The sequence below is a fragment of the Stenotrophomonas sp. SbOxS2 genome (assembly GCF_013416715.1).
Lineage (GTDB): Bacteria > Pseudomonadota > Gammaproteobacteria > Xanthomonadales > Xanthomonadaceae > Stenotrophomonas > Stenotrophomonas lactitubi.
Map to the genome: position 1 here is coordinate 442,224 of NZ_JAAVXD010000007.1, position 11,432 is coordinate 453,655.

Sequence of the window (11,432 nt, forward strand, 5' to 3'; positions counted from 1 at the left end):
GCAGCGTCACAAAGAAGAACGGGAGCGCGTATTGGACAAGCCGAAGAAATCGGTCCGCCGCAAAACCAGTGGCGTGACGATCGACGAGGTGGCAGCCCTGGCCGGAGTGTCGCCGATGACGGTGTCGCGGGCGATCAACCAGGGCAAGGTGCGCGACGTCACCCGCGAGCGCGTGATGCGCGCAGTGCGTGAACTGGGCTATACGCCCAACCTCGCCGCCAGTTCGTTGGCCGCCGCGCAGCACACGCGTATTGCACTGATCTACACCGACCCCAGCGGTGCCTACCTGCGAGAACTGCTGGTCGGCCTGCTGCGGGTAGCGTCCAACGCTGCCATCCAGCTGGTCATCGACTACTGGGACGAGCCGGGTCCCGCCGCCCAGCGCAAGGCCGCGCGCGCCCTGGCCGGGCGGGTGGACGGCGTCATCCTGCCGCCGCCGCTGTGCGAATCGAAGCCCGTGGTCACCGAGCTGGTCAGGGCCGGTATCCCGGTGGTTGCGATCGCGCCAGGTCACCTTGGCAGCGGCGTCTCCTGCGTGCGTATCGACGACTTCCACGCTGGCAGGGAACTGGCCGAACACCTGATCCAGCATGGTCACCGCCGCATCGGCTTCATCTGCGGGCGTACCGATCTCAGCGCGAGCGCGCGGCGCTATGACGGCTTTGTCAGCGCGCTGCACGACGCCGGGCTGGAGGTCGACCCCGCCCTGGTCGAACAGGGCGACTACACCTACCGCTCGGGGCTCGCCGCTGCTGAGAAGCTGCTGTGCCAGCCCCGGCCGCCCACTGCGATCTTCGCCAGCAACGACGATATGGGCGCGGCGGCAATCTCCGTTGCCCACCGCCGTGGCCTGGAGGTACCCCGCGACCTGTCGGTGGTGGGCTTCGATGACAGCTCCGCCGCCACCACGGTCTGGCCTGAGCTCACCACCATCCATCAGCCGATCGCCTCGATGGCCGATGCGGCCATCGATATCCTGCTGCGAACCATCCGCCGCCGCACAGACGGCGAGCGGGTGCTGATCGACCACGTGGTGCCGCACCAGCTGGTGGTACGCGATTCGGTCGCGCGCCCACCTAGTTCCCGATAGCGCGGAGCGTGGCGTCACGGTCACGCGCCCGCGCAGCCGATGGTGGTCTCTGCTTCGTTCAGAGCACCCAGTGCGACACGCGACACCGACAGTGTCATCGCCCCCGCCGTTCCGATCGACCACGGGCGATCCAGCTTGCCGACATCCGCACCAGCGGCCGCCAAGCACTTCAGCGGCACACCCACGCGGGTCCATTTGCCCACCGGCAGCGTTGCCAGCGTCGGCGTGAGCGCAATGCGAGCCGAGCAGCCAGCACCGCAGCCCACTGCCAACCAGGCCTCGCTGCGGGGTGCAGACTCCACCCGCAGCGTGGTCAGCAGCATCAGGTCGCCGTTGCTTTCGCGCTGCAGGTCCAGCGCTGTGTGCGACTGCAGCGTGGCAAGCGCCTCCCCCTTGCCCGACCACGCAAGACGGCGACCGTCCTCCTGCGCCAGGTGATCCACCCCGCTGATCTTGAGCAGATCGCCATCCAATGCCTCCGGCACCTTGGTGACCGTCACGCCTTGCCCCGTACCGTTCTGCAGGCGCAGGGCCATGCCCGAACCGGCATCGCCGCGCGCGAAGAACACGCCGGTGGCGCCTTCGTTGCCAGTCACGCCGGAGACTTCCGGCAGCGCTGCCAGATCGCCGTTGTCGGCGTAGGACAGACCGAAGCCGAAAGCGAACTGCGGGTCGTAATCCTGCTGACCCACGTTGTTGGCGTACTGCGTGGCCGTGCGCGGCCAGCTGAAGCTCAACCTGCCCTTGAAATCGTGCTGCACGCTGCCATCAGCCTTGCGCAGCAGAACGTCGGCAACGCCGGCACCTTCCGAGCCGGGCAGCCACGCCGCCACGAACGCATCCGCGGCGTTGATCTCGCGGTTGACCCACAGCGGGCGTCCGCTCAGGAACACGGCAACCACAGGGATGCCTTCGGCCTTCAGCCGTTTGATCAAGGCAAGATCCGAGTCGTCCCCCGGCTTGTAGGCCAGGGTCGGCAGATCGCCCTGGAACTCGGCATACGGGCTCTCGCCGAATACCACCACGGCCACGTCCGGCTTCGTCACGTATTTCCCATCGACCGCAAGCACTGCCTCGCCACCTGCGGCCGACGCCTGCTGGGCGATGCCCTCGTAGATCGTGTCCGCGTTGGGGAAGTCCCTGCGCGTGGTACCGGTGCCCTGCCAGTTCAACGTCCAGCCGCCGGCCTGCTTACCCACGTCGTTGGCACCATCACCGGCGACCAGGATGCGCTGGCGGGGGGGCAACGGCAGTACACCGCCCTGGTTCTTCAGCATTACCAGTGATTCGCGCACGGCCTGCCGCGCAAGGGCGCGATGTTCCGGTGCACCAATCAGCGCGAACTGCCCGCCGACCGCGCGCGCGGACGGCTTGCCCGCCTCGAACAGGCCCAGCCGCATCTTCACCCGCAGGATCCGGCGCACGGCTTCATCCAGCCGCTGCTGGCTGATGGTGCCGTTCTTCACTGCAGCCAGCGTGGTTTCGTAGAAGCCTTTCCAGCTGTCCGAGGCCATGGCCATGTCCAGCCCTGCATTGATGGTGGCCGGGCAATCGGTGGTCGTGCATCCCTTGACCTGACCATGTCCGTTCCAGTCGCCCACCACGAACCCACCGAAGTGCATGCGGCCCTTCAACGCATCGGTCAGGTACTGCCTGTGACCATGCATTTTTTCGCCGTTGACGCTGTTGAAGGACGCCATGACGGTCTGTGCGCCTGCCGCGATCGCCGGTGGATACCCGGCCGCGTGGATGCGCACCAGGTCTGCTTCGCTGATCCGGGTATCACCCTGGTCCTTACCGTCGGTGGTGCCGCCGTCGCCGAGGAAGTGCTTCACCGAAGCGATCACATGACGACCATCGAGGAACGCGGGCGTACCCACTTTGCCCTGCAGGCCTTCGACCATTGCACCGGCATAGCTGGCCACCACCTCGGGCGATTCGGAATAGCCCTCGTAAGTACGCCCCCAGCGGTCGTCCTGCGGTACCGCCACGGTCGGTGCGAATGCCCACTCCATGCCGGTCGCGCGGGTCTCCAGTGCGGTGACTTCGCCGATCCGACGCAGCAGATCCGGGTTGCGGGCCGCGCCCAGGCCGATGTTGTGCGGGAACAGCGTCGCGCCGATGATGTTGCTCTGCCCGTGCACGGCATCAATGCCGAACAGCACCGGAATCGCTTTGCCACCGGCGGAGGTGTCCATCGACGCTGCGTAGAACGCATCGGCCAGCGCCAGCCATTCGGCCGGCGCGGCATCGTAACGGCCACCGGGATCGGAATTGCCGCCGGCCAGGACCGAGCCCAACCGATAGCGGCGCACGTCGTCGGGCGTGATGCTGGCGATATCGCCCTGCACCAGCTGGCCGACCTTTTCCTCCACCGTCATGGTGGCCATCAGGTCGGTGATGCGCTTCTCCAGCGCGGGGTCCTCGGCCAACGGCCAGGCGACCTGCGGCCACGGATCCGCCGTCGCGGCCGCAGGTCCGGCAACCTTCTCATCCTTGCCGCAGGCCGTCAGTGCCAGCAGCAGCGTGGTCAGCAGCACGCCAGCATGGGCGCGGCCAACGTGTCGATGGGTCATTGCGTTCATCCTTGCATCTGCTCCAGTTCCTTGCCCTTGGTTTCGTGCACGTACCTGAGCACGAAGAACACCGAAATGACCGCTGCCACCAGGTAGATGCTGTACGTGGCTGCCAGCCCGGCGGCGGCCAGCAGGATGGGGAAGGTCACGGTAACGGCGAAGTTCGCGGTCCACTGCGCCGCCCCGGCCACTGCCAGGCCCGAACCGCGGATCTGGTTGGGGAACATTTCGCCCAGCATCACCCACATCACCGGTCCCCACGAGATGTTGAAGAACACGACATAGGCATTGGCCGCCACCAGCGCCAGCGTGCCCATGCCTGCAGGCAGCTGCAGGTGCGTATCGACCAGCGAGCCGCTGGCGAATGCCGCCACCAGCACCGCCAATGACACCGCCATGCCGGCCGAGCCCACCCACAGCAACGGCTTGCGCCCGATGCGATCGATCAGCAGCACGGTGACGATGCACGCGCCGATGCTGAGCGCACCGGACAGTACGTTGATCAGCAATGCGTCGTTCTCGGAGAAGCCGACGGCCTGCCAGAGCACGGCACCGTAGTAGAAGACCACGTTGATGCCGACCAGCTGCTGGAAGGTGGCCAGGCCGATACCCACCCAGACGATGGAGCGGATCCGGCCGGTGCTCTTGCTGCGCAGGTCAGACAGCCGCGGCCGATGGTGGTCGGTCGACAGCGAAGCGTCGATCTCGGCAAGCTTCGCCTGCGCCTCGGCACCGCCGTACAGCCGCGCAAGCACCTGCAGTGCCTCGTCCTTGCGGCGCTTCACCATCAGGTAGCGCGGGCTTTCCGGAATGGTCAGCAGCAATGCCAGGAACAGCAGCGAAGGCACGGCCTGCATCCAGAACATCCAGCGCCACGCCGCATGGCCGCCCCACAGCGCCTCGGTGGAGGCACCGGCGGTGGCCGCCAGCAGGTAGTTGGACAGGAACGCGACGGTCAGCCCGCTGATGATGGCGATCTGCTGGACCGTGGCGAGGCGGCCACGGTAGCGTGCCGGTGCCACTTCGGCGATGTAGGCCGGCGAGATCACGCTCGCGGCCCCCACCGCGAAGCCCCCCAACACCCGCGCGGCGACGAACATCACCGAGGACGATGCGGCGCCTGCGCCGATCGCCGACAGCAGGAAAAGCACCGCCGAGACGATCAGCACATTGCGGCGACCGAGACGGTCGGCCAGGCGGCCGGCACTGAAGGCACCGACGGCACAGCCCAGCAGCATCGAGGCGATCTCGAACCCCTGCATCCACTCGCCGGACCTGAACGCCTGATGCAGGCCATCCTGGGTGCCATTGATCACGCCGCTGTCGAACCCGAACAGGAATCCGCCAATCGTCGCCACCACGCTGATCAGTACGATCAATCGGGTGTTCTCTCCACCGTTCATTGCCTGCTGCATTGCCCTGCCCCTCCCCGGTTCGGTGTCATCGATGCGAGCCATTGGCTCAACGCAGCAGGTACTGGTTGATCAGGTTCTCGTAGCGCTCCTGCTTGCCGCTGATCTGCCTGGGCTCGCCGCCCTTGGCACCCAGCGCAGCCAGCTCTGCGAGACTGAGCGCGCCGCGCGCGAAGTCCTTGCCGGCACCACTGTCGAAGCTGGCGTAACGCTCCTGGCGCCACTGCTCCAGCGGCGAGTCGTTCAGCAGCGCATGGGCCACTTCCAGTCCGCGGGCGAACGCATCCATGCCGCCGACGTGGGCAATGAACAGATCTTCCAGGTCGGTCGATTCACGGCGCACCTTGGCATCGAAGTTCAGGCCGCCTTCCAGGCCGCCCTGCCGCAGCACCACCAGCATCGCCCCCACGGTGTCGTACAGGTCGGTGGGGAACTGGTCGGTATCCCAGCCGTTCTGCGCGTTGCCGCGGTTGGCGTCGATGCTGCCGAGCAGGCCGTGGTCCGAGGCGACCTGCAGATCGTGTTCGAAGGTGTGGCCGGACAGCGTCGCGTGGTTCGCCTCGATGTTGAGCTTGAAATCCTTGTCCAGGCCATGTTCCTTCAGGAACCCCACCACGGTGGCGCTGTCGAAGTCGTACTGGTGCTTCATCGGTTCCATCGGCTTGGGCTCGATCAGGAAGTTGCCCTTCAGGCCGATGCTGCGGCCATGGTCGCGCGCCATGGTCAGGAACCGCGCCAGGTGGTCGACTTCGCGCTTCATCTGGGTATTGGCCAGCGCGGCATAGCCTTCGCGGCCGCCCCAGAACACGTAATGTTCGCCGCCCAGTTCAACGGTGGCCTCCAGCGCCGCCTTCACCTGCACGGCGGCACGCGCCACCACCGCAAAGTCCGGGTTGGTGGACGCACCGTTCATGTAGCGCGGGTGCGAGAACAGGTTGGCCGTGCCCCACAGCAGATTCATGCCGGTGGCATCCTGGCGCGCCTTGGCCAGGCCCACCATGTGCTTCAGGTTCTTTTCGTACTGCGTGACGTCGTCGGCGTCCGGCGCCAGGTCGATATCGTGGAAGCACCAGTACGGCACGCCCAGCTTGGTGAAGAACTCGAACGCCGCGTCCACCTTCGCCTCGGCGGTCGCCATCGGCGAGCCGGCCTCCCAGGGGAAGTGGCGGGTACCCGGGCCGAACGGATCGTGCCCGGCGTTGCAGAAGGTGTGCCAGTAGCAGGCCGCGAAGCGAAGATGCTCCTGCATCGTCTTGCCACCGATGACCTTGTCGGCGTCGTAGACCTTGAAGGCGAGCGGGTTGTCCGAGCCCCGTCCTTCGAAGGGAATGCGGCCGATGCCGGGGAAGTATTCCTTGGCGCCGATGAAGGGTTGCGTGCTCATGGTGCGTCTTCCTGTCGTTGTGCGAGGTGTCGCGGAAAGAGGAATCAGCCGCGATACAGCGGCGTGATGGCGTCGAGATGTCGAAGGAACCGGGCGTAGGCCGTGGCGTAGGCTTCGCTGCGCGAGGGGTCCGGGCGCGCGGACCGCAGCGGGTCGAGCGCAACGTGCCGGTCGGTGATCGCGGCGATCGAGGTGGCGTCACCGCGCGCGTGAGCGACGGCCCACAGCGCCTGCAAGGCCGCACCGAACGCCGCGCCTTCGGGCTGGGTCGGTACGTCCACGGGCAGGCCGAACACATCGGCCACCAGTTGCCGCCACTGTCCGCTGTTGCTGCCGCCGCCGGTCAGCACGATGCGGTCGAACTGCATGCCCGCGCCGACGAATGCGTCGTAGCCAAATTTCAGCGCGTAGGTGGCCCCTTCCATGGCCGCGCGGTAGATGTGCGCCGGCGTCATGTTGGTCGTATCCAGGCCCGCCAGCACCCCTTTGCCCTGCGGCAGGTCCGGCGTGCGTTCGCCGTTGAGGAACGGCAGCATCACCAGCCCGTCGGCGCCGGGCGGCGTGGCGTGCAGGTGGCCGTCGCCATCGCGGCTGCTGAAACCGAAGGCATCGGCAACCTGCCCGGTCACCACGGTGCAGTTCATCGTGCAGATCAGTGGCAGCCAGCCGCCGGTCGACGAGCAGAACGCGGCCCACGCGCCGTTGGGATCGACCACGGGGGTGTCCGAGAACGCAAACAGCGTGCCTGACGTGCCCAGGCTCATCGCCAGGCGACCAGGCACGACGCAGCCGGTGCCGATGGCCGCCATCATGTTGTCGCCGCCGCCGACGGCCACCTTCACGGTGGGCGGAAGTCCCAATGCCACGGCGGCCTCAGGCGCAATGTCGAACACCTCATCGGGTGCAGCGATGCGCGGCAGGCAGCCGGCAAGATCGCGCTGCGGATCGGTCGCGTGCAGCAGCTCATCCGACCAGGTGCGGGTGCGCACGTCCAGCCAGCCGGTGCCGGACGCGTCGCCGTACTCGCAGAAGCGTTGGCCGGTCAACACGAAATTGAGGTAATCGTGCGGCAACAGGATGGTGGCCAGCCGGGCGTAGGCGTCGGGCCGGTGCATCTTCGTCCACGGCAGCTTGGAGGCGGTGTAACCGGCAAGCACCGGGTTGCCGGCCAGTTCGATGGTGCGTGCGGCACCGCCAACCGCGTCCATTATCTGCACGCATTCGGCCGCGGTGCTGGTGTCGCACCACAGTTTGGCCGGTGCCAGGACCTTCCCTGCCGCATCGATCGGTACGAAGCCATGCTGCTGCCCGGAGACCGCAAGCGCGGCAATGCGCGAGCGCAGCGCCGGATCGATTGCGGCAAAGCAGCCCTGCAGCGCGGCGACCCAGTCGTCTGGGCGCTGTTCCCGGCTGCCATCGGCGGCACTGGTCAGTTCCAGTGGCGCGCTGGCGCTGGCAACGAGGCTGCGTGCATCAGGATCGTAGACGACCACCTTCAGGCTCTGCGTACCGGCGTCGATTCCTGCAACCAATTCCATGTACTGCACCCCGTAATGATGTGAAGGTAGCGCTACCAATTCTGTGCAACAGCACACACTTCGGTTACGCCACGGCCCGCCCCGTTTGCCAGGCTCCGGGCGCGGCCTTGCAGTAGCGTTCGATGAAGTCCGCCTGCGACGGCATCTTCGCCACCGCTTCCTGCACCGGCTGCCGGAGTCGATGCAACAGCGTGCGCAGGTCCGCGTCGCCGATCGCGCGCGCAAGCGGATGCGGCGGTCCCGGCAGGATGCCCTGGCCCATCAGGACGCTGGTCCAGGAGTCGACCCGGAACAGCTCGCCGGGGTCCTGCCAGGCATGGGCACGTTCGCGCCACGCGCGCAGGCGGACCTGCAGTGACTCGGGAAGCGCCATCTCGCGGCACGCCTTCCACATCGGCTCGTCGCGCTGGTTGGCGTGGTAGTGCAGGATGATGAAATCGCGGACATGCTCCATCTCCTGGCGGCTGACGTCGTTGTACAGCGCCACCAGCGAAGGGGTGATGCCCTCGGACGGGAACAGCTGGATCAGGCGCACGACGGCGCTGATGGTCAGGTGGATGCTGGTCGATTCCAGCGGCTCGATGAAGCCACTGGCCAGCCCCAGCGCCACCACGTTGCGGTTCCAGGCCTGCAACCGGCGCCCGCTGCGGAACGGTACCAGCCAGGGATCGCGCAGGGGCCGTCCGTCGACATCACGCAGCAGCTTGGCCTGCGCCTCGTCATCGGACATGTGGCGGCTGGAGAACACCAGGCCGCAGCCGACCCGGTGCTGCAATGCGATATGCCAGCGCCATCCGGCCTCGTGCGCGATGGCACGGGTGTAGGGCACCGGCGGCGTAGCCGCGTCGGTCTGCACGGCAACGGCACGATCGCTGGGCAGCCACTCGTTCCAGTCTTCATAACCGGTATGCAGGGTCTGCTCGGTCAACAGGCCACGGAAGCCGGTGCAGTCGATGAACAGATCGCCTTCGATGACCTGGCCGTCCTCCAGCAGCAGCGATGCAACCGAACCGTCATCGGCATGCTGGCGGACTTCACGGATCTTGCCTTCCACCCGCCGCAGCCCGTTGGCTTCGGCCTTGCCGCGCAGGAATCGGGCGTAGAGCCCGGCGTCGAAATGGTAGGCGTAGTTGACCTGGGGCTGGGTCTGCAGCGAAAACCGGTCGGCTTGGGAAGCGACGCTTTCCAGGCAGAAGTCGCCCAGTTCCGAAGGCATGCCGCGACGCAGGCTGTCCAGCCAGAAATGATGGAACGGCGTGGCCCACGTACCCTGCCCGATCGTGCCGAAGGGATGGATGAAACGCTCACCCGGGCGACGCCAGTTCTCGAACGAGATCGAGAGCTTGAACGTGCCGGCGACCGCGCGCAGGAACTCCTGCTCATCGATCTGCAGGAAGCGGTGGAACGTGCGGATGGGCGGCACGGTGGATTCGCCCACACCCACGGTACCGATCTGCTCGGACTCTACCAGGGTGATGTCCAGCTGCTGGCGGAACTGGTGCGCCAGCGCGCAGCCGGCCAGCCAGCCGGCAGTGCCGCCACCGGCGATCACCACTCTCCGGATCCGCCCTTGTGTAGTGTCCGCAGCGTTCAATGCGATGCTCCCCATCAGCGGTTGAGTCGACCCAGCAGCTGCGCGCGCATGCGCCGCGCCTGCGTCTCGTCGAACGGTGCCAGCTCCCCCCGGGCGGCTTCGGGCAGGTGTTGCCCTGCCCGCTCGCCGGGACCAAACACGTAGTAATCGAAGATCCTTGCCCAGGCCTGTTTCTCGCGTGCCGGTAGATCACGCAGGGCCCACATCGCATGCTGCAGCGCCGGCAGGGGCGAGCCCAGGAAGGCTGGCGCGCTGCGCCACCAGTAATTCACCAGCACGTTGAACGGTTCCAGGCTGCGCACGTGGTGCCACCACAGGCCCGGGATGAAGATGGCATCCCCGGGTTCAAGCGTGGCGGTCTGCGCGCTTGCCATGGCATCACGGAAGCGCGGATGGCGGTCGACGTCCGGGCGTTCGAAGTCCACCGTGCTGACCACCTGTCCTCCCGGGGTCGGCTCCATCGGCCCCGGGTAGAGGTTGTCGATCTGCTCCGGCGGAAACAGGGTGAAGCGGCGCCGGCCCACCGCACAGCACGCCAAGTTGTCGGGGATGTCGTAATGGCAGGAGGCCGTCACCCGGTTGCCGATCCAGATGCTGGCCGAGGCATCGATGCCCTGCCCGGCCAGGCCGGCATCGTTGTGCTGCGCGAACCCGGGCAGCGCCCGTGCGATCAGCAGCGAAGCGACGTAGTAGGTGGGCGGGTTCGGCGAATCCAGATGATCGCCAATTGCGTCCAGCACCTCCGTCAGCACGCCACGCCGGACCTCGAAGTTCAAGCGGGTGAAGTCGGCGTTGTAGAACGGGCGCCCTTCGATCTCGGGGCCGCCGAAGGAATAGGGAACCGGCACGCCTGCGTCGAAGCCGCGAAGGTAGGCCATCGCCTCCTGCAGGGAACGTGCACCGGCCTGCACCAGCCCCCATCCGTTCGCGATGCCGCGCAGCACCACCGGTTCGCCGGCAGCCACCAGCGACTCCAGCGGCAGCGCCGTGGCATCGAGCCCTTCCAGGAAACGCATCGGGAGGCCGTCCAGCACCGGTCAGTTCCTGCCTGCCGCAGCAGCGGCATCCTGCGCCCGCAGTCGCCGCTGCTTCTCGGCGATGAGGCGGCGCATGTTGTGCAGTGACGCCAGCATCAGATAGGCGCCTTCCAGATAGCCGGCGCGGTTGAGCGCGGCCAGCGCGGCACCGTCCAGCTGCGCCAGCCGATCACGGTCGATCGCGTGCAGGCCGTTGACACCGATCCGATGCTCCGGATCGATCCGCACGTCCAGCGTGACCGGTTGGATCAGCCCGTTCGCATCGAGGGCGGCGAACATCTCCGCGGCAAACGCATGGCCATCGTGAATGCCGCGCAGCACGCCGGCGACGTGTTCGAGATAAGGCGAGTTCCCTCCCTGCGGCAGGAACACCGGCTCCCCCTCCATCGCGCTCACGCGCGGATGGTCCAGATCCACATGCAGCACGGCCTCGCGGGTGAGCGCGCCATCAACGTGGTTCTCCTGGAAGCCGATCAGGAATGGCCCCTTGGCCGCCGCACCGGGCAGGTACGCCGCATTCCAGCGGTCGCCCTGCAGGAACAGGTTCTCGTGCTGCTCGAAGCCCAGCAGAGCCACCGACTGCCAGCCACCGGTGTCGGCATCCCTGCGCAGGAAGATCGGGTACTCCCGCTGCAGTTCTGCAAATTCACTCGGGTACGCTGGCACCATGCCGACCGCATCGCCGAACTCCGGCCCGAAGCCGGTGGCAACGCGAAGATCGCGGTGGGCAACGTTGTTGAGCATTTCGTAACGCGGCATGGACGTGTCCCGTTCGGTCAGATGCCTTCAACCGGTGCAGCT

Annotated in this window: 8 protein-coding genes; 1 reads left to right on the forward strand and 7 read right to left on the reverse strand. The window is 66.9% G+C overall.

What is annotated here, in order from left to right; all coding sequences use genetic code 11:
• The first annotated feature begins 31 nt into the window (after positions 1–31).
• Positions 32–1,090 carry a LacI family DNA-binding transcriptional regulator gene (locus HFK18_RS16685; protein WP_180167452.1) on the forward strand — a complete coding sequence of 353 codons (1,059 nt, stop codon included), beginning with the start codon at positions 32–34 and terminating at the stop codon, positions 1,088–1,090.
• A gap of 20 nt (positions 1,091–1,110) precedes the next feature.
• On the opposite strand, the gene HFK18_RS16690 is transcribed toward HFK18_RS16685, so the two are convergent.
• The 7 genes from HFK18_RS16690 to HFK18_RS16720 form a co-directional block, all read right to left on the reverse strand.
• Positions 1,111–3,675 carry an exo 1,3/1,4-beta-D-glucan glucohydrolase gene (locus HFK18_RS16690; protein ID WP_180167086.1) on the reverse strand — a complete coding sequence of 855 codons (2,565 nt, stop codon included), beginning with the start codon at positions 3,673–3,675 and terminating at the stop codon, positions 1,111–1,113.
• Positions 3,672–5,081 carry a sugar porter family MFS transporter gene (locus HFK18_RS16695; RefSeq protein ID WP_257216276.1) on the reverse strand — a complete coding sequence of 470 codons (1,410 nt, stop codon included), beginning with the start codon at positions 5,079–5,081 and terminating at the stop codon, positions 3,672–3,674. The genes HFK18_RS16690 and HFK18_RS16695 overlap by 4 nt, the downstream gene beginning before the upstream one ends.
• A gap of 46 nt (positions 5,082–5,127) precedes the next feature.
• A complete protein-coding gene (gene xylA / locus HFK18_RS16700; protein WP_180167088.1) occupies positions 5,128–6,462 on the reverse strand; it encodes a xylose isomerase in 1,335 nt (444 codons plus the stop codon).
• Between the two features lie 44 nt (positions 6,463–6,506).
• Positions 6,507–8,000 carry a xylulokinase gene (gene xylB / locus HFK18_RS16705; protein WP_180167089.1) on the reverse strand — a complete coding sequence of 498 codons (1,494 nt, stop codon included), beginning with the start codon at positions 7,998–8,000 and terminating at the stop codon, positions 6,507–6,509.
• A 64-nt stretch (positions 8,001–8,064) separates the two neighbouring features.
• Positions 8,065–9,609: a tryptophan halogenase family protein gene (locus tag HFK18_RS16710; RefSeq protein ID WP_180167090.1), complete on the reverse strand. Its 1,545-nt coding sequence runs from the start codon at positions 9,607–9,609 to the stop codon at positions 8,065–8,067.
• On the reverse strand, positions 9,609–10,628 hold the full coding sequence (locus HFK18_RS16715) for a cupin-like domain-containing protein (protein WP_180167091.1): 1,020 nt from the start codon (positions 10,626–10,628) through the stop codon (positions 9,609–9,611). The genes HFK18_RS16710 and HFK18_RS16715 overlap by 1 nt, the downstream gene beginning before the upstream one ends.
• 3 nt (positions 10,629–10,631) lie before the next feature.
• On the reverse strand, positions 10,632–11,390 hold the full coding sequence (locus HFK18_RS16720) for a SapC family protein (RefSeq protein WP_180167092.1): 759 nt from the start codon (positions 11,388–11,390) through the stop codon (positions 10,632–10,634).
• Positions 11,391–11,432: the final 42 nt, after the last annotated feature.